This is a genomic window from Neobacillus mesonae, from assembly GCF_023715155.1.
Classification (GTDB): Bacteria; Bacillota; Bacilli; order Bacillales; family Cytobacillaceae; genus Neobacillus; species Neobacillus mesonae_A.
Genome location: NZ_JAMBNQ010000001.1, coordinates 291,062 through 309,489, shown reverse-complemented (window position 1 = coordinate 309,489; position 18,428 = coordinate 291,062). Strand labels below are relative to the sequence as shown.

Sequence of the window (18,428 nt, the reverse complement as noted above, 5' to 3'; positions counted from 1 at the left end):
TTAAGCACCATATGAAGTGCTAAAACTTGTATAGGAAAGAATACATTTTTCTGCACGCTCACGATCCTCTTCCGTTTGAAAGCTTATCACCAGAACACCAATAATATCTTCGCGTGTTTCAAGAATCCGGATATTTGTAATGCTGATGTTTTCCCGTGCAAGATATCCGGTAACCTCTGAAACAACCCCGGGATAGTCAGGGACATCTACATATAAATCATAAAAGGATGGAATAGCTCCTTTTTCCTTCAGCGGCAGCCCGTCACGGAATTGTTTTGCCTGCAGGAAATAGTCAAATATCTCTTCTCCTTTTCCACTTTCAAGTAGTCCCTTCACCCCGTCCATTTCTTTTTGCCATTGATTAAGAAGTTCAATTAAAACCTCTCGATTATGAAGCAAAATATCTTTCCACATTTTTGGACTGCTTGAAGCAATACGGGTTATATCCCTGAATCCGCCTGCTGCAAGTCTAGGAATCAATTGCTCTGTTTCAGATAATTTTTCTGTCTGCCTGACAATGGATGCAGCAATGATATGCGGAAAATGACTGACGATTCCTGTCAGATAATCATGGTTATTAGGAGAGATTGTTAAAAATTTTGCGTTTGTGCCATTTAGCCATTCTTTTAAATCTTCAATTTCTGATGTTTTTACATCTTCATCAGGTGTTAACAAATAAAAGGCATTTTCAAATAATATTTCTTTTGCGGCAGAAATACCGCTTTTATGGGAACCTGCCATTGGATGTCCCCCAATAAACGTAACACCCTGCTGCTTTAAGCTTTCCGCCGCTTCTACAATCGTTTTCTTCGTACTTCCTGTATCTGTCACAATGACATTCGGCTTTAAAGGTAAATTGGAAAGTGCCCGAATGATAGATTTTGTATCATTTACAGGGGCGGAAATAATAATTAAATCGGCATCTTTTGCCCCTTCAGGAATATTTTCTGCTGCATCATCGATTACTCCCAGCATTTTAGCAAGTCTCGCCTGTTCCCTATTTATATCAAATCCTTTTATGATTGCTTCTTTATGCTGTTTTTTGATACAAAGTGCAAGCGATCCGCCGATTAACCCTAAGCCAATCACAAATACCCGGCCATTCAATCAAAATCCCCCCAAAAAGAAAAGAACTCCCTATTTTTTGTTTTCCGCTAAGAATTCCCCTAAAACCTTTAACAGTCCTTTGTTCTGTTCATATGAGCCAACAGTAATTCTAACACTGCTCGGGTATCCAAGCGGTTTGCCGGAGCGGACAATAAATCCTCTTTCTAATAAGTATTGAAATACAAGATTTGCATCTACTTTAAAGTCAATTAAAATAAAATTGGTTTGAGTAGGATAAAACTCCAGTTTATGTTCTTCACAAAAACGATAGTATTGTTCTAAACCCTGTCTATTTTTTTCTCTGCAAGTTTCTACAAAATCCCTGTCTTCAATTGACGCAGCTGCAGCAATTAAGCCTAAAGTATTAACATTAAATGGCTCCCTGGCAGGTTCTAGTGCCTTAATAATTTCTGTATTGGCAACCCCATATCCAATCCTTAAAGCTGCAAGGCCATAAATTTTTGAAAATGTTCTTAATACAATTAAATTTTGATATTTGCGGGTTAAACGGATTGAATCATAATAATCCTCTGCCACGACATATTCAAAATACGCCTCATCTAAAACCACAAGAATATTTTTCGGAACCTTATCTAAAAATGCTGTAATTTTTTGTTCAGGAATATATGTACCTGTCGGATTATTTGGACTGCAAATCCATATTACGTTTGTTTGCTCGTCAATCGCAGCAAGCATACCATCAAGATCATGCTCACCATCAATTGTCGGAACCTCCTTAATGATTGCTCCTTCGATAATAGCATTGTGTTTATATTGCGAGAAGGTATGATCAGCCATAATGGTGCTGGCGTTTGGATGTAATAAGGCACGTGAAATAATTTGGATAAGGTTGTCCGATCCATTTCCAAAAATCAATTCATTTCCTTCAACATTTAAAAAAGATGCGACTTTTTCTCTTAACAATGTTGCATATCCATCAGGATAAATAGCTAGGCTAACTGCATGTTTTTTAATTGCGTTCATAGCCTTTTCCGAACATCCAAAAGGATTTTCATTGGAAGCAAGCTTTACAATATGTTCCAAATTATACTCTCGTTTTACTGATTCAATGGATTTTCCTGGCTGATAAGGAGTCAGTGTTAATAATTGTTCTTTAAATCTCATATTTGTTCACTCCGTTCAACAAATTACTATTCTTTAATTATCACCTTGCATCCAAGTCTGGGCGCAGCACTATGGCATCATTTAAGTAAACGTGATTAATTTCTTTCTGTGGTATTTCTGTATTGACATGCATCATTACCCTAATGCATTTAACTAAAGAATTGGGAACCGGAATTTCACGCATACACATTACAGGTACATACTTCCATCCATCGAAATTCCTCAAAACTTTTGCAGGGAAAACTGCATTGACATCTTCAGTTGTCGAAATAAAAACAGATCCAACTAATTCAGGCTGAATCTTGTTTAATTCAATCATTTTAGCCACTAACTCTTCAGTAGCATGAAGAATTTCTTCTGCTGAATTACTGGAAACCGTGGTTGCTCCTCTTACCCCTCTTATCATGAAATTCCCCCCTAATTTCTAAATTTCTGTAATTCATCTGCTAATTTAGTATCACTTATTTCCATTAATACAGGTTTTCCAAGTTCTTCAAGCAATACAAAGCGGATTGATTCGCCGATAGTCTTTTTGTCCTGTCTCATTTTCTCCAGCAGTTTGTCATTCGATAAATGAGCAGGTATAGTGGTTTGATATCCCAGCTTTTCAACCCAATCAACAAATTCTTCAAGATTGAAATGAAGTTCTACTGATTCTTTGCTCAGTTTTAAAGCAAATATCATCCCGATCATGACGGATTCTCCATGAGTAAAATTACCATATCCCATTTCAGCCTCTATAGCATGACCAAGTGTGTGGCCAAAGTTTAAAAAGGCACGAATCCCCATTTCTTTTTCATCTTGGCTGACAAAGTGATTTTTTACACGAATTCCTTTGATTAACGAATAAGTTAATTGTTCTAATGTAAGTGAGTTTAAATCATTGATATTGGTTAAAAGCCATTCATAAAACTGCCCATCATGAATAATTGCATGTTTAACCACTTCTGCAAACCCGGAACGTATTTCTTTTTCAGGCAATGTCTTAAGAAAATCCAAGTCGTAAAAAACTGCTTCAGGCTGATAAAAGGCACCTATCATATTTTTTCCAAGAGGATGATTGATTGCTACCTTTCCGCCAACTGCGCTATCATGCGCTAAAATTGTCGTTGGGACTTGAATAAAGGGGATTCCTCTCATAAAAGAAGATGCGACAAAACCTGACAAATCCCCTGCTGCTCCTCCTCCAAGTGACAAAATTAACGATTTCCGATCAAGATGGTTTTCAAGTGCTGCAGTTAAAGCCTGATAATATATATCAAACGTTTTCGCCTTTTCACCGCTTGGCGCAGTAAAAACAGCTGGTTTCCACTTTTGGAGCTGCGGCATCAGCTCTTCTAGATGGAGTCTTGCAACTGTTTCATCAGTGATGATTAACACTTTTGTTAACTTTGGGAAATTCATCGTTAAAAAATTTGCAATCTCTTTACTTGCACCTTCACCAACAAAAACATTATATTGCTTAGAATTTGTGTCAATTTGAATTGTTTCCATTAAAATTCCCTCGCAAAAGAACGCTGCTTGTTAATTTCTTCAACAAAAGTGTCAAAGCGGTCACTATAGAATTGCTCCACTAAGGCGCTTGCAAGTTCCCATGCAACGGCATGTTCAGCCACTACGGCAGATGCTGGAACCGCACAGCTGTCGGAACGTTCTACACTTGCAGCAAATGGCTCTTTTGTTTCAATATCGACGCTCATTAGCGGCTTATAAAGGGTCGGAATAGGTTTCATAACGCCGCGGACTACAACAGGCATTCCAGTAGTCATACCGCCTTCAAAGCCCCCTAAACGGTTTGTCTTCCGGTAATAGCCTTCTTTTGGATCCCATGCAATCTCATCGTGAACTTCGCTTCCTGGTTTTCTAGCGGCTTCAAAACCGATGCCAATTTCAGCACCTTTAAAAGCATTGATGCTGACAATAGCCGCAGCTAATTTTGCATCTAATTTGCGATCATAGTGGACATAACTGCCTACTCCCGAAGGCATCCCGGAAGCAATCACCTCAACAACACCGCCAATAGAGTCGCCGTTTTTTTTCGCTTCGTCAATCGCATCCATCATTTCCTGTTCCACACTTGGATCTGCGACCCTGACAGGTGAATTCTCAGTCCGTTCCTTTAATTCGGTAATTGATAAAGAACTGTCCACCTTTGCCTTAATTCCAGCAATTTCGATTACATGTCCTACAATCTCTACTCCAACTAAAGATAACAGTTTTTTTGCGACTGCACCTGCAGCTACTCTTACAGTTGTTTCCCGAGCAGAAGATCTTTCTAGGACATTTCTCATATCCCTATGGCCATATTTAATTGCACCATTTAAATCAGCATGTCCTGGGCGAGGGCGTGTAACCTTACGTTTAATTTCGTCCTCCTGCCCCTCTTCTAGAGGCTCTGCACCCATAATTTTTGTCCAATGTTTCCAATCATTATTTTTTACAACTAATGCAATGGGAGATCCCAGCGTTTTTCCATGTCTAATACCTGACATGATTTCGACAGTATCCTTTTCAATCTGCATTCTTCTGCCGCGGCCGTATCCCTTTTGTCTTCTAGATAGTTCTGCATTTATGTCTTCTGCAATAAGCGGCATCCCGGAAGGCAGTCCTTCTAATATGGTAGTTAATTGTGGTCCATGGGATTCACCCGCTGTTAAATATCTCATTCCCATACTCTTTCTCCCTTCAACTCATTAAAGAATTATGTATCAATATATCATATTAGAAGAAATTACTCTAGTAGAATAATTCAGAATAAAAGGGGATTTTTTTAAATCCGCTTACAAAAATTAAAGCACCTGTAAACAACAGGTGCTTTAATGCTTGCTTTAATAAATCCAATCATTAATTAGTTTTGAGTAATCAACTAATTCTTCGTTTTTAAAGAATAAACCAATTTCACGTTCTGCACTTGCAGGTGAATCAGAGCCGTGAATTACATTCTTCCCTACAGTAAGACCAAAATCACCACGGATTGTTCCTGGCGCAGCGTCTTTAGGGTTAGTTGAACCCATCATTTGACGTGCTGTCGCAATCACATTTTCTCCTTGCCACACCATAGCAAATACTGGTCCTGAGGTAATAAAGTCAACTAATTCGCCAAAAAACGGACGCTCCTTATGCTCACCATAATGTTCTTCCGCTAATTCAGTTGGAATACTCATTAATTTTGCACCAGCAAGCTGAAAACCTTTCTTTTCAAAACGAGCAACAATTTCACCAATTAAATTGCGCTGTACACCGTCAGGTTTCACCATTAAAAATGTCTTTTCCATCCATTCCACTCCTAAAAATATGTATAATGACTGTTTCCAAAACAATCCATGAAAATCGTACCATTAATTGAAAACTTTTTCAATTAGTGATATCTTAAAATTTCCTTCTGCCGATAAATTTAGCAATGTCCCGCAAAGCTTTTTTCGCTTTATGTTGTGGCAGGGATTCTAAAATCATTAAAGCTTTTTCTAAGTACCGATCGCTTAAAGCGACTGATTTTTCAATTGCCCCTGATTGTTTAATCATTGAAATGATATTGGCCATTTCTGAAGCTGGCATATTCTCATGAACCTTTTCAATTTCTTGACGAATTGCTTTATTTTCCATCGCAAAAAGCACAGGTGCAGTAATGTTTCCTTGCAGAAGGTCACTGCCGGCAGGTTTTCCAAGCTCCTTTTCAGTTGCAGTAAAGTCTAATATATCATCTGTAATTTGAAAAGACATACCCACAAAATAACCAAAAAGATAAAGCTTTTTATGTATTGATTCTTCCACGTCTGCAGCAATGGCACCTAATTGACAGCTTGCTGCAATGAGTAGTGCGGTTTTTCGTTTAATTCTTCGAAGATAATCGCGCAAGTTCTGATTATACCGATATTTATCCTTAATTTGTTGGATTTCTCCAATAGTCACTTCCACCATTGTGTTAGCTAAAATCTTATGTGCAGCCGTTTTTTCAATTTTAGCCATCAATCTAAGAGCAAGGGCAAAGACAAAATCTCCCGTATACATGGCTGTTTGACTGTCCCACTTTGCTTTCACAGTCGGCTGCCCTCTGCGTAAATCTGCATCATCAATTACATCATCATGGACCAGTGACCCCATATGGATAAGTTCAAGTGCAACAGCTGCATTTTTCATTACATTAATATCATATTGACCAAACTTACCAGCCAGCAAAACAAAAACAGGACGAATTCTTTTCCCTCCAGCCTGCAGTGTATGTAATGAAGCTTGTCTCAAGAGTGGAGATTCTGCTTCAATGGTCTCTTCTAATGCTTTTTCAATTATATTTATATCCGAAGTCAAAAATGAATACATCATTTTTAATTTCATTCGTATTCACCCAGCTTTTCATCCTGTTTCTGTTAATTCCTTTTTTCTAACCCATTTTCATCATGCGGAAAGTAATTATTATTTAATTCCTATATGCACAGCCGCCGCACCGCCGTTATAAGGCTTATATTTCACATTTTTCAATCCAGCCTGCTCAAACAATCGTGCTAATTCTTTCATACCGGGGAATTCACGGGCAGATTCCTGGAGCCAAGAATATTCTGCATAACTTTTCGCAAACATTTTCCCAAACAAGGGCATGATAAAGCGGAAATAAAAGAAAAAGAGCTGCCTATATCCAAACATTGTCGGCTGGGAAGTTTCAAGGCATACTACCTTTCCGCCTGGTTTTACAACCCGATGCATTTCTTTCAATACTTGTAAGTAATCTGGCACATTTCTCAACCCAAAACCAATAGTTACATAATCAAAACTATTATCAGAAAAAGGAAGTTCCATTGCATTACCATGAATTAACTTCACCTGTTTTAAGCCTAGATGTTCAATTTTCTCTTTGCCAACATTCAGCATATTTTGGCTGAAATCTATACCTGTTACTTCTCCAGATGGTCCAACTGCTTCTGCTAGTGCAATCGTCCAATCAGCTGTGCCGCAGCAAACGTCAAGGGCTTTTGAACCAGGCTGCACATTCATTCTATTCATCGTATCTGTCCGCCACTTAATATGCTGCTGAAAACTGATGACAGAGTTCATTTTATCGTAGTCTTCAGATATTTTTTCAAACACATGATGAACTCTTTCTTCTTTCGATTGCTGCATCTTCTTACCCTTCTTCCATAAAAGTTTCTGCATATGGCTGGTGTTGTTTTAACAAAGAACTTATTCTGCTCCGAAGCAACTCATTTAGAAACGGAATCTTATTCATTCCATTCTCAACAATTTGTTTTGAACAGTCAAGATAGTGATCACAGATTTTTATCAGCTGCTGTTTTTTTGGCTCCTTATCATTGCTGCTAGAGAAATTAGATAAATTCATAATGGCATCGAAAACTATCGAGCCTTCTTTTTGCAAATACAGTTTCTTTTCATTTAGTAATCGTTTAAATAGTAATAGATTCGCTGCGGACTCACTCCATAAATCGGCCTTAAAATAGCTGGTGAATCTTTCTAGTAATGCACTTTCAAGCATCTTTACATTTTTAATTAATGTTTCAACACTATCTGATTCTTTATGATAAACGGAAACTTTATATTCATTCACTTCTTTTACGCCGTTTGAAAGGGAATCAATCATGAAAATTTCTTCCGAATCTGCAAGTAATTTATAGTATAAACCACTATAATAATCACCTGCTAATACAGTTAACTGACGTTTTTTCTCGTCTTCTGACGTTCTGGAAATATGTTCATGGGTATCAAGGGCAGTCTGAATCAGCATCGTTGATAGCGCGAGATTCTCAAGTTTATTATAGGGCAATTCAAGAAATTCCATTATAGAAACAAGGATTAAAAGCTTATCATCATCTATAACAGGAGTATCTATCGTTGTTAGCAAATATTTGTCTAAAACATATGTATCAAGTTTTCCCTTAATGTTCGTGAATTTTTGCCAAATATCCTGCACGCATATCACCCTTGCTTCCCCGAAGTAATTTTCTTTATGTATTGTTTAACCTAAAATAAGAGAAAAATTCAAGCCCAAGATTATTTTATTGTAAACACAAGGCAGACACCATTATATCATAAAAGATTTTCTCGTGGGCCAGAATTCATAAAATAAATATATTTCTACATCTTTAATTGGCAGAAGAATAACAGATTAATACATTGGTTTTTATTTCTTTACTTCACTGTCAACCTCGCCAAATTGAGTGAGAATTTTTGCATTACCCCTAATTTTAATAGCCGATGTGTGTTCGGTAAATTGGGCAATTAGTACTTCTCCCTTATCAAGCTTTTCAGAATGATGGAATTTTGTGTCTGAACCCCGTGTTAAACCGATCACACTAACACCATCATCATTTGCTTTAATAACAACATAATCGTTATTTGGTAATTGCTTTTTTTCCAATGTCGGCACCCCTGAATCTTTATTAATTTTTAATTAAAGATAGAATCTCGGACCTAGCAGTTCCATCATTAGCAAGTGTTCCTCTGACCGCAGTTGTAACAGTCTTGGATCCTGGCTTTTTGACACCTCTCATGGTCATGCACATGTGTTCTGCTTCTACTACAATCATTACACCATGTGGTTCTAATTTTTCCATGATGCTGTCCGCAAGTGTTGACGTAATCCGTTCTTGAAGCTGCGGTCTCCGTGCAATGGCCTCAACCGCCCTGGCCAGCTTGCTCAAACCGGTAACACGACCATTTTGCGGAATATATGCTACATGTGCTTTTCCAAAGAATGGAACAAGATGATGCTCACACATAGAATAAAAAGGGATATCCTTTACTAGAACTAATTCCTCATGATCTTCACTGAAAATCGTATCAAAATGGTGTTTCGGATCTTCATTTAAACCGCTAAAAACTTCTTCATACATTTTTGCCACTCGTTTTGGTGTATCTAACAAACCTTCCCGGTTTGGATCTTCGCCTATTGCTTCTAATATTAAACGTACCGCCTCTTCTATTTGGGCACGATTCACTTCTGACATTCTAATTCCTCCTACGTTTGTCTTCTAAAATGACAAATACATAATACATATTAGCATAATCCTTTCTATGCAGGCAAAAAAATAGAAATCAGCGGGGAACCGTTTTTAGAACAGGGGAAGGAATTTAAAAATAAATAAAAGAAAAAGGCCATGATTGAGTCATGACCTTTTTGCTTAAGCATCCGCTCAAAGCAATATTTATGTAATTATTTTACAGCATCTTTAAGCGCTTTACCTGGTTTGAAAGCAGGAACTTTACTTGCACTGATTTCGATCTCTTCACCTGTTTGCGGGTTACGACCTTTACGTGCAGCACGCTCACGTACTTCAAAGTTACCAAAACCGATAAGTTGGACCTTATCACCGTTTTTCAAAGCATCTAAAATAGTATCAAATACAGCATCTACCGCTTTTGTAGCGTCCTTTTTAGAAAGTTCTCCAGCCTCTGCTACTGCATTAATAAGTTCTGTCTTGTTCATGCCTTTCACCTCCTCCCAAAGAATTATCCAGATTAATGAGATGACTTATCTACATTTCTAAACAATTTTTTGAATTTCTATACGTCAAAGTGCAGTTTTATTGTAAAAGCAGGAAAGTTTATCCTTTTTCATCTAATTTCCAGCTAAAACCCTATTATATTAAGGTTTTCAGCACTATAACGTAATCTGTTAAAAGATTATCACAATCAATTCAAGCTTTCAAGAAAAATTCATGAAATAATGGTAAACTTTTCATTTGTTCACATAGATTTCGATTTAATCAAAAAAAAGGACCCCCATTTGGAGTCCATAATTAGAGAATAATGGCTATTAGACCGCCTGATCCTTCGTTTATGATTCTTTCCAGTGTTTCTTTTAATTTGTATCTGGCATTCTCGGGCATTAAGGAAATCTTTGCCTGGATTCCTTCGCGGACTATTGAACTTAAAGACCGTCCAAAAATATCTGAATTCCAGATTGACAGCGGGTCTTCCTCAAAATCTTGCATTAAATAACGGACGAGCTCCTCACTTTGTTTCTCCGTCCCGATAATCGGTGCAAATTCCGATTCAACATCGACTTTAATCATATGAATGGAAGGAGCTACGGCCTTTAATCTTACACCGAATCGGGAACCCTGCCGGATTATCTCCGGCTCTTCCAAACTCATGTCTGCAAGAGATGGCGATGCAATCCCATATCCAGTTTGTTTTACCATTTTTAAAGCATCTGAAATGTGGTCATATTCCGCCTTGGCATGTGCAAAGTCCTGCATCAGTTCTAGCAAATGGTCTTTCCCTCTTATTTCTACCCCGACAATTTCTTTTAAAATATCATCATACAGTTCATCAGGCGCAAATAAATCAATTTCTGCTACCCCTGAACCCATCTCAACTCCGGCAAGTCCTGCCCTATCAATAAATTCAAATTCACTGAAATGCTGGACAACCTGATCTACATCTCGTAATCTTTTAATATCTTTTACTGTTTCTTTTACAGCTTCTTGATAGCTTTCCCGGAGCCAATGATTTTCTTTTAATACCATCACCCAGCTTGGAAGATTTACATTGACTTCAAGTACTGGGAATTCATACAAGGCTTCACGAAGGACATTTAACACATCACTTTCACGCATACTCTCCACACTCATGGCAAGGACAGGTATATCATATTTTTCAGCTAAATTGTTTCTTAGGGTCTCAGTGCTCGGATGATATGGCTGTGCACTGTTTACCACCATGATAAATGGTTTGCCTACTTCTTTCAGTTCCTCAATTACTCTTTCTTCTGCTTCAATATAGTTGCTTCTTGGAATTTCTCCAATCGTTCCGTCCGTTGTGACGACAACCCCGATTGTAGAGTGTTCCTGAATGACTTTTCTTGTGCCAATCTCTGCTGCTTCGTGAAATGGAATAGGTTCTTCATACCATGGTGTATTAATCATTCTTGGCCCATTTTCATCCTCATACCCTTTTGCTCCAGGAACAGTGTACCCTACACAATCAACAAGTCTTATATTAACATCTAAACCCTCGTCAACGTGAACAGATGCTGCCTGATTCGGTACAAATTTCGGTTCCGTCGTCATAATTGTTTTTCCAGCAGCACTTTGTGGCAGCTCATCTTGTGCACGGGATCTATCCGCTTCACTGTGTATATTCGGTAACACGACAAGCTCCATAAATTTTTTAATAAACGTAGATTTTCCAGTTCGTACTGCTCCTACTACTCCTAAATAAATATCGCCGCCAGTTCTTTCGGCAATATCTTTAAAAATATCGACCTTTTCCAAGTGATCCCCTCCTGATCATAGACTAAAGTGGGATAGTTTCATCCATTTAGGTATTTTAGGACAGTATATGTTTATGATGTTGTCCTATCGTGTTATGACTCTTTTTGAAAAAATTTTTACCCCCTTCTCTGGAAATCATAAAAATATGTTTTATTTTCCTTGGTGGTTAAGATTCAAATAAATGGAGGGTTTCTATTTAAATTTCATGATTATTAGCATTGGTGAATAATCAGTTATTTTTCACAAAAAAACCCTTCTCCTACAATATATTTCGCAGGAAAAGGGTTATGACTAAAATCAGCAAACGAAAAAGTATCCAAAACTTGTTAAGAGTAAAGCTACTTCTGTAAGAATATCGGTTCATTTGTTTTTGGATCAATTGTATAAGGTAATGAATATGCCGGAACAAACATCGAATTATCCACTAAAATGGAGCGTATATCTTCACCAGGCTTAATTTCTCTCTTTGTATTTTTTAGTACTTCAAACAGATCAGGACGATAATCCACAAAAACTTCCGCTTTCGAAGTTACAACAAAAGTAAGATTTTTATTTGTAAAAGGGCTGATAGCATACGGTGGTTCCTGATAGCCCAATTTTTTAAAATCAATAGAATACACATTTTTTGAAATTTCTTTGCCAAATGGCGGGTATCCCTTTGTTTTAATTCTCAAGTTAATATCACGAATCGCTTCAGCAGTCCTCAAATCAAGTAATTTAACTGTTGGATTTGTTTCCGCATCTACAAGTACGTACTGAAAAATCCCTCCGCTCTCAAATGCGTTTCCAGGAGGCTCAGCCATATATTGCGGGGTAATTTTTTTAAAATCAATCGGATATTTCTGGTAAATAGGAGTATCTGCTTCTTTCGTTTTTATTGGGAGAATTCCCCCTTTATCCTTTTTAAAGTCATTCACTGCCTGTTGAACTGCCTGGATTTGATCTTTATATGGGACCTGATTCTGGGCCAGCTCCTCCTTCGGAAACATACATCCTGATAAAAGCAAAGCAGTTAGAGCAAAAAGCAGGGCAAGCATTTTCCACTTCATATAATCACCTTTATTATGTAATTTGCGTAAATTAAGCGAGGAATACAATCAGCAGTGTAATACCTGCACCAATCATAAATAAATAAGCAAGGACGGCTGTAATCATCCGCAAGAAACCTTTAAGTTTATAACGGCTTAAATAAATCGTAATAATAGCAAGGAACATTAAACCCATTCCCGCAATTGATATCCACATTTTTATCATACCTGGCGACAATTTCATTCCCCCTTTAATCGATTGTTATTATAGCATAATGTGGACTAAATAAGCACTGAAAAGAGGAAAGGGATTTTACCAGTTTCGTCTCAACGCTGCAAAAAGCTGGACACAAAAAAACTGAAGTAAAGGGGGGCGATTTCTTTACTTCAGCTGATTAAGACTAAATTACCCATTCACCAGGCGTCATACTACCATTTGACTTCGTTGCATTGTATGCATCTACAGTTACAAACGTATCAACGAACGCCTAATTTCTTGAAATGAGTGCAGGTATTTTTACTTTACTCATTTCTTTCCTCTAAGATATTCACTAATTCTTCCATTTCATGTGTCTTCCCTCTAGACATTAACACATCTGCCGCATCTTTTGCATTTTTACCATTAAACAATACATTATAAAGAGCGGTGGTAATAGGCATATTTACATCATATTTGCTTGCAAGCTGGTAAGCAGCCTTTGTAGTCCTTACCCCTTCTACAACCATTCCCATACTGTTTAGAACCTCGTCCAGCGATTTTCCTTTCCCCAGCATATTACCTGCTCTCCAGTTTCTTGAATGTACGCTTGTACAGGTAACGATTAAATCACCAATTCCTGCTAAGCCAGCAAAAGTCAATGGATTTGCTCCCATCTTAGTTCCCAGACGGGAAATTTCCGCAAGTCCTCTTGTTATTAATGCAGCTTTCGCATTATCACCATAACCAAGGCCATCTGTTATTCCAGCTGCTAAGGCTATTATATTTTTTAATGCTCCGCCAATTTCTACACCAATCACATCTGAATTTGTGTATACTCGAAAATTATGGTTAATAAATAAATCTTGAATTTTTTCAGCTGCAGCCATATTTTCTGAGGATACTGTTACAGTTGTTGGATGTCTAAGACTAACCTCCTCAGCATGGCTTGGACCTGAAAGGACTACAATATCCTGCAATAAATCTTCAGGCATCTCTTCTTTAATGATTTCGGAAATCCGCAGAAGTGTATCCGGCTCAATCCCTTTACTTACATGTGCAATCATGATTGGCTTTGTCAACACTTCCCTCATTTTCCCGACTACCTCACGAATCGCCTTTGTCGGAACAGCTAAAATGACTGTTTCGATACCCGCCAAAGCTTCTTTGAGCGATGCATAAGCAGTTATTAATTCTGATAGAGAAATCTCTGGCAGGTATTTTTTATTCATAAGTGTTTCATTGATTTCTCTCACCTGATGATCATTATGACTCCATAACCGTACTTCATGGTGATTATCTGCAAGAACCATTGCTAAAGCTGTTCCCCAGCTTCCTGCTCCAAGAACAGTAATTGTTTCCTGTTTTGTATTCATGATTACACCTGCCTAACCTTATTTTCTTTCCCTGGCAAAAATTTTAATTGGAGTTCCTTCAAAGCCAAAAGCATCCCTAATACGATTTTCAAGAAATCGCTCATAGGAGAAGTGCAGCAGTTCAGGTTCATTTACGAAAATGACAAAGGTAGGCGGTTTAACACCAACCTGTGTTGCATAATAAATTTTTAATCGTTTTCCTTTATCTGTCGGTGTCGGATTCATCGCAACAGCGTCCATAATAATATCATTTAAGACACTGGTTTCAACCCTCATCGAATGATTCTCACTTGCCAAATCAATCATTGGCAGCAGAGTGTGAATTCGTTTTTTCGTCTTAGCAGATAAAAATACAAGGGGCGCATAATCAAGAAATAAGAAATGATCTCTTATTTTTTGCTCGAATTCCTTCATCGTCTTTTCATCTTTTTCAATAGCGTCCCATTTATTGACGACAATTACAACTGCTCTTCCCGCCTCATGAGCATATCCGGCAATTTTTTTATCTTGTTCAATGATTCCTTCTTCCGCATTTATCACCACAAGAACAACATCTGAACGTTCTATTGCCCTAAGCGCCCGTAAAACACTATACTTTTCAGTTGTCTCATAAACCTTCCCTTTTTTTCTAATACCAGCTGTATCAATAATGACATATTTCTGTCCATTATATGTATATGGAGAATCGATAGCATCCCTGGTAGTACCAGCAATATTGCTGACGATAACACGGTCTTCACCTAAAATAGCATTTACTAAAGAGGATTTCCCTACATTCGGCCTTCCGATTAACGAAAATTTAATTACATCATCATCATAATCCAATTGTTCGTTTTTCGGAAAATGTTTTGCAGCCTCATCTAATAAGTCTCCAAGTCCCAGTCCATGTGAACCAGATATAGGAATGGGTTCACCAAATCCAAGGGCATAAAAATCATAAATCTGCTCCCGCATTTCCGGGTTATCAATCTTATTTACCCCTAACACTACTGGTTTTTTTGTTTTATACAAAATTTTAGCTACTTCTTCATCAGCAGCTGTTACACCTTCACGGCCATTTGTTAAAAAAATGATTACATCAGCTTCATCCATAGCAACTTCAGCCTGCTGCCGAATTTGTTCTAAAAAAGGCTCATCACCAATATCGATACCGCCTGTATCAATAATATTAAATTCATGTGTCAGCCACTCCCCGGAACTGTAAATCCGGTCACGAGTTACACCTGGTACATCTTCAACAATAGAAATCCTTTCTCCAACAATTCTGTTGAAAATAGTGGATTTTCCAACGTTTGGTCTCCCAACAATGGCAATAACAGGTTTAACCAAATAAATCGCCATCCTTTCTATGTCATAAGTAAAAAACTGTCATAATGTTAGTGAATGAAAAGAAACCCTTCTGATGCTTGAAGGGCCAACTTTTATAGTGTAGCAAATGTTAATCCTTTCCCGCAATGAAAAGAAAAGCAAAAACGCTGGATGAACGATTTTTTTGTAAAAAGCTGCAGTTCTATGACGATTTTTGTTTTGCTTTTTCCAAAAAGGGTATATGGTTTTGAAGAAATGCTCCCGCATTTTCGATTATACTCCAGCAAATTAGTAAAGCTGCAATAATTGAACAAACATCTAGATAAGCAAAAGCTGCAACTGAATATGGAATTTGAAGTTTGCCCAAAATAAATGCAGTTAAAAAATCCCCTTGTAAAGTCCCGCTGACAGCAATAATTATTCTGCTTTTTAGGTTCTTTTGTAATAGAACCGCTAAACACCACATGCAAATACTAATCATCCATTCCGGTTTAAAAATCAACCATACGGGATCAAAAATCTCAAATAAATGAAAGGAAACGTAAGCAATGGAAATGATCAATGAACAAATAGAATGATAAATGATAATGATAACTTTTTCATTTGATATAAAGAAATAAGAACATAGTAATAAAAATAGGCCGCTCCATGTAATTTCAATGGTTCCAATTGAAAAATAGCTATTGGATAAAAAAATGACAATCAACAAAATGGCCGCAAGTTTCAAACGATAAGGATTTTTCTTGTCTACTAAAAAAGTGACAAACACCCAAACACTCCAAAAAAACCACAAAAACAGGGAACCTTCCATAATACTCACCTCCTATTATCCCCATTATTGGTATCAATTATGTACTTTCATACCCTATTGAATAATATTTTCAGGAGTGACTCATCTTATAAATAATTAGTGGGAGTTTTTTTCTTCCCCCCACTGATTATTAGTCCCTTCAATTGTCTCTACTATCAAGCCTAATGCTTTAAAAAAGAGACAGTACGAACCCGATTGGTTCAACTAAGCCGCCAAAAATCACGGTGGCAAGTCATTTATTGGGCAGTCGATCCCCCGCAAACAGTGGAAGCAAGGGTCTTACTGCCCGTTAAAGCGGGATAAAGAGGAGGTGTGGATTTTGGGAAAAGACCGCCAAGAGAAAAAATTAAAAGCAAGCAGAAGAGTTGAATCAGATCGTGATCAAGCACTTCATTATCCTGGTGCATCTAAATTATCTAGTCCTGAGGAAGCAAGAGGATTAAATGACGGTAAAAGATAATAAAAAAATAAAGGAGGGTGTCCCAAAAGTATAAAATTTAGGGGACAGCCCTCCTTTTATTTTTACTGTTCTGAATCTGGTCTGTTGAATTTTCGTTCCAGACGCTTCGCTTTCCGCGGGCGTGCCAGCGAGCCTCCTCGTCGCAAACGCTCCTGTGGGGTTTTTCCCCTGCCCCGTACTCCCGCAGGGTGAATCCGCCCACGTACGAAGGAAATGCGTTAGCATTTAAGAGGAGTCTGCGCGCCTTCCACTTCAACCAGCAAAGACGAAATAGTAATGTCTGCGAAAAGAAGTAAGAAAATCATTCTATTAATATCATGAAGTTACCACACACCACAACACCAGACATGAAGAATCAGAATCAACGACAAGAAGTCCGTGAAAGATTAACCTCGGAGGAAGTGAAAAGAAATATAGACAAAGACAACGGAGAATAGAAATAAGGCCAGTATTAGTCAAATAAGTAAACAGCCACTTCCAACGATTTACATTAAGAGGACTTCCAAAACAACCGCGGAATGGGAGCTTATTTATGTTGCCCATAATTTAAAAAAAGGACAACATCCAATGAAAAACAACAAAAAGCGGAGAAATAAACAGGAAGAAATATTCTATCCAATAATATCCAATAAATTATTTTAAAGAAAAGGGCTGAACCGAAAAGTCGTTTTTAACCGCCTTTTGGTTCAGCCGCTTTTATTACTGATGATTGTATAAATCTCATTTTATCTGGCGTCTGCTATACTTAGATGTATCAATTCCTCGTTGATATAACCAATGATGTGTTTCTCCTGAGATCATTAGCGGAACTCGTTTTAATTCCGCCAAAGAAGAGGCCCCTAAGGCTGTCATAATGAAAGTTATTTCTCGATGAAGAGTTTCAATTTCTTCCATCAATGGTTCGATTCCCTTTTCAACAAGTATTCGTAAGAAATACCCAGCCATTCCAATTGCTTCTGCCCCAATTGCTAACCCTTTGACAATATCCAAGGCACCTTTAAAACCTCCGGAGCCAAAAATGGCAGTTTGCTGCCCTATTACCGAAGAAGCTTCGATGATAGAAATAGGTGTTGGGATGCCCCAGTCAGAAAAGAAGGAGAAAGGTTTATTCCTGCGATTATTTTCTATTTCGGCAAAATTTGTTCCGCCAAATCCGCCAACGTCAATAATTGATACTCCAACTGAGGAAAGTGACTTGACGGTCTCACGAGACATTCCAAAGCCGACTTCCTTTACGATAACAGGAACTTCCACTGAACGGACAATAGCTTCAATTTTTTTTAAAGCCCCAGTAAAATCTCTATCTCCTTCAGGCATCGTTAATTCTTGAATGACATTTAGATGAATTTGTAGTGCATTTGCTTCAATCATATCAACTGCCTCTTTGGCCTGATCAATAGTTGCTTCACTTCCAAGATTGGCAATTAATATTCCGTTAGGATTTTCTTTCCTAACCACTTCAAAAGTATACTTTTCCGAATTATCCTTGATTGCAGCCATTTGCGAGCCAACAGCCATAGCAAGCCCGCAAGCATTTGCAGCCTGAGCAAGTTCTGCATTAATTCGGTAGGTTTTGTCCCCGCCGCCGCCTGTCATCGCATTGATAAAAATTGGCGAACTTAAATAAAGTTCGCCAATTCTATGATCCAATCGAACATCGAGCGTACTGATATTTGGCAGACTTTGATGAATAAATTTAATTTCATCAAACGATGAAGAGAACTTAGCCTCTTCTTGATTTTTCAGGGCAAAACGGATATGGTCCCATTTTCTTTCAGATCTCGACACTGATT

The 18,428-nt window shown here is 37.8% G+C and carries 20 protein-coding genes; 1 reads left to right on the top strand and 19 read right to left on the bottom strand.

What is annotated here, in order from left to right; all coding sequences use genetic code 11:
- The 18 genes from M3183_RS01665 to M3183_RS01580 all read right to left on the bottom strand — a co-directional run bounded on the left by M3183_RS01665 (window position 1) and on the right by M3183_RS01580 (window position 16,175).
- Window positions 1–1,107 carry a prephenate dehydrogenase gene (locus tag M3183_RS01665; RefSeq protein WP_251465840.1) on the bottom strand — a complete coding sequence of 369 codons (1,107 nt, stop codon included), beginning with the start codon at window positions 1,105–1,107 and terminating at the stop codon, window positions 1–3.
- 30 nt (window positions 1,108–1,137) lie between these two features.
- On the bottom strand, window positions 1,138–2,232 hold the full coding sequence (gene hisC / locus M3183_RS01660) for a histidinol-phosphate transaminase (RefSeq protein WP_251465839.1): 1,095 nt from the start codon (window positions 2,230–2,232) through the stop codon (window positions 1,138–1,140).
- Window positions 2,233–2,272: 40 nt separating this feature from the next.
- The gene (aroH, locus tag M3183_RS01655) at window positions 2,273–2,638 is read right to left on the bottom strand and encodes a chorismate mutase (protein WP_251465837.1); all 366 of its coding nucleotides are present in this window, start codon (window positions 2,636–2,638) and stop codon (window positions 2,273–2,275) included.
- Between the two features lie 11 nt (window positions 2,639–2,649).
- Window positions 2,650–3,726, bottom strand: a complete 1,077-nt coding sequence (aroB, locus tag M3183_RS01650; RefSeq protein WP_251465836.1) for a 3-dehydroquinate synthase — start codon at window positions 3,724–3,726, stop codon at window positions 2,650–2,652.
- A complete protein-coding gene (gene aroC / locus M3183_RS01645) occupies window positions 3,726–4,898 on the bottom strand; it encodes a chorismate synthase (protein ID WP_251466259.1) in 1,173 nt (390 codons plus the stop codon). The genes aroB and aroC overlap by 1 nt, the downstream gene beginning before the upstream one ends.
- A gap of 162 nt (window positions 4,899–5,060) precedes the next feature.
- Window positions 5,061–5,507, bottom strand: coding sequence for a nucleoside-diphosphate kinase (gene ndk / locus M3183_RS01640; protein ID WP_251465834.1), 447 nt, complete (start codon window positions 5,505–5,507; stop codon window positions 5,061–5,063).
- A gap of 94 nt (window positions 5,508–5,601) precedes the next feature.
- Window positions 5,602–6,564, bottom strand: coding sequence for a heptaprenyl diphosphate synthase component II (gene hepT / locus M3183_RS01635; RefSeq protein ID WP_251465833.1), 963 nt, complete (start codon window positions 6,562–6,564; stop codon window positions 5,602–5,604).
- A 78-nt stretch (window positions 6,565–6,642) separates the two neighbouring features.
- Complete coding sequence (locus tag M3183_RS01630) at window positions 6,643–7,344, bottom strand: demethylmenaquinone methyltransferase (RefSeq protein ID WP_251465832.1); 702 nt, start codon at window positions 7,342–7,344, stop codon at window positions 6,643–6,645.
- A 4-nt stretch (window positions 7,345–7,348) separates the two neighbouring features.
- Complete coding sequence (locus M3183_RS01625; protein WP_251465831.1) at window positions 7,349–8,149, bottom strand: heptaprenyl diphosphate synthase component 1; 801 nt, start codon at window positions 8,147–8,149, stop codon at window positions 7,349–7,351.
- A 210-nt stretch (window positions 8,150–8,359) separates the two neighbouring features.
- Window positions 8,360–8,596 (bottom strand): trp RNA-binding attenuation protein MtrB, encoded by a 237-nt coding sequence (gene mtrB, locus M3183_RS01620; RefSeq protein WP_251465830.1) that lies wholly within the window; start codon window positions 8,594–8,596, stop codon window positions 8,360–8,362.
- 22 nt (window positions 8,597–8,618) lie between these two features.
- A complete protein-coding gene (gene folE, locus M3183_RS01615) occupies window positions 8,619–9,185 on the bottom strand; it encodes a GTP cyclohydrolase I FolE (RefSeq protein WP_251465829.1) in 567 nt (188 codons plus the stop codon).
- A gap of 206 nt (window positions 9,186–9,391) precedes the next feature.
- Window positions 9,392–9,664: a non-specific DNA-binding protein Hbs gene (gene hbs, locus M3183_RS01610; RefSeq protein WP_251465828.1), complete on the bottom strand. Its 273-nt coding sequence runs from the start codon at window positions 9,662–9,664 to the stop codon at window positions 9,392–9,394.
- A gap of 313 nt (window positions 9,665–9,977) precedes the next feature.
- Window positions 9,978–11,456, bottom strand: coding sequence for a stage IV sporulation protein A (gene spoIVA, locus M3183_RS01605; RefSeq protein ID WP_251465827.1), 1,479 nt, complete (start codon window positions 11,454–11,456; stop codon window positions 9,978–9,980).
- 338 nt (window positions 11,457–11,794) lie between these two features.
- Window positions 11,795–12,505, bottom strand: a complete 711-nt coding sequence (locus tag M3183_RS01600) for a hypothetical protein (protein WP_251465825.1) — start codon at window positions 12,503–12,505, stop codon at window positions 11,795–11,797.
- A 31-nt stretch (window positions 12,506–12,536) separates the two neighbouring features.
- Window positions 12,537–12,722, bottom strand: coding sequence for a DUF2768 domain-containing protein (locus tag M3183_RS01595; protein ID WP_251465824.1), 186 nt, complete (start codon window positions 12,720–12,722; stop codon window positions 12,537–12,539).
- Between the two features lie 284 nt (window positions 12,723–13,006).
- Window positions 13,007–14,056 carry an NAD(P)H-dependent glycerol-3-phosphate dehydrogenase gene (locus M3183_RS01590; RefSeq protein WP_251465823.1) on the bottom strand — a complete coding sequence of 350 codons (1,050 nt, stop codon included), beginning with the start codon at window positions 14,054–14,056 and terminating at the stop codon, window positions 13,007–13,009.
- Between the two features lie 18 nt (window positions 14,057–14,074).
- Window positions 14,075–15,385 (bottom strand): ribosome biogenesis GTPase Der, encoded by a 1,311-nt coding sequence (gene der, locus M3183_RS01585; protein ID WP_251465821.1) that lies wholly within the window; start codon window positions 15,383–15,385, stop codon window positions 14,075–14,077.
- Between the two features lie 181 nt (window positions 15,386–15,566).
- On the bottom strand, window positions 15,567–16,175 hold the full coding sequence (locus M3183_RS01580) for a YphA family membrane protein (protein WP_251465820.1): 609 nt from the start codon (window positions 16,173–16,175) through the stop codon (window positions 15,567–15,569).
- 319 nt (window positions 16,176–16,494) lie between these two features.
- Here M3183_RS01580 and M3183_RS01575 point away from each other — a divergent pair, with 319 nt between their 5' ends.
- Window positions 16,495–16,635, top strand: coding sequence for a YpzI family protein (locus M3183_RS01575; protein WP_251465818.1), 141 nt, complete (start codon window positions 16,495–16,497; stop codon window positions 16,633–16,635).
- A 720-nt stretch (window positions 16,636–17,355) separates the two neighbouring features.
- Here the strand turns inward: M3183_RS01575 and fni are convergent.
- The gene (gene fni / locus M3183_RS01570) at window positions 17,356–18,423 is read right to left on the bottom strand and encodes a type 2 isopentenyl-diphosphate Delta-isomerase (protein ID WP_251465817.1); all 1,068 of its coding nucleotides are present in this window, start codon (window positions 18,421–18,423) and stop codon (window positions 17,356–17,358) included.
- Between the last annotated feature and the right edge of the window lie 5 nt (window positions 18,424–18,428).

What these genes read in the sequence shown, in the direction of transcription:
- hisC (WP_251465839.1), bottom strand. Translation starts at nt 2,232, where the DNA reads ATGAGATTTAAAGAACAATTATTAACACTGACTCCTTATCAGCCAGGA.
- aroH (WP_251465837.1), bottom strand. Translation starts at nt 2,638, where the DNA reads ATGATAAGAGGGGTAAGAGGAGCAACCACGGTTTCCAGTAATTCAGCA.
- aroB (WP_251465836.1), bottom strand. Translation starts at nt 3,726, where the DNA reads ATGGAAACAATTCAAATTGACACAAATTCTAAGCAATATAATGTTTTT.
- aroC (WP_251466259.1), bottom strand. Translation starts at nt 4,898, where the DNA reads ATGAGATATTTAACAGCGGGTGAATCCCATGGACCACAATTAACTACC.
- ndk (WP_251465834.1), bottom strand. Translation starts at nt 5,507, where the DNA reads ATGGAAAAGACATTTTTAATGGTGAAACCTGACGGTGTACAGCGCAAT.
- hepT (WP_251465833.1), bottom strand. Translation starts at nt 6,564, where the DNA reads ATGAAATTAAAAATGATGTATTCATTTTTGACTTCGGATATAAATATA.
- M3183_RS01630 (WP_251465832.1), bottom strand. Translation starts at nt 7,344, where the DNA reads ATGCAGCAATCGAAAGAAGAAAGAGTTCATCATGTGTTTGAAAAAATA.
- folE (WP_251465829.1), bottom strand. Translation starts at nt 9,185, where the DNA reads ATGTCAGAAGTGAATCGTGCCCAAATAGAAGAGGCGGTACGTTTAATA.
- hbs (WP_251465828.1), bottom strand. Translation starts at nt 9,664, where the DNA reads ATGAACAAGACAGAACTTATTAATGCAGTAGCAGAGGCTGGAGAACTT.
- M3183_RS01600 (WP_251465825.1), bottom strand. Translation starts at nt 12,505, where the DNA reads ATGAAGTGGAAAATGCTTGCCCTGCTTTTTGCTCTAACTGCTTTGCTT.
- M3183_RS01590 (WP_251465823.1), bottom strand. Translation starts at nt 14,056, where the DNA reads ATGAATACAAAACAGGAAACAATTACTGTTCTTGGAGCAGGAAGCTGG.
- M3183_RS01580 (WP_251465820.1), bottom strand. Translation starts at nt 16,175, where the DNA reads ATGGAAGGTTCCCTGTTTTTGTGGTTTTTTTGGAGTGTTTGGGTGTTT.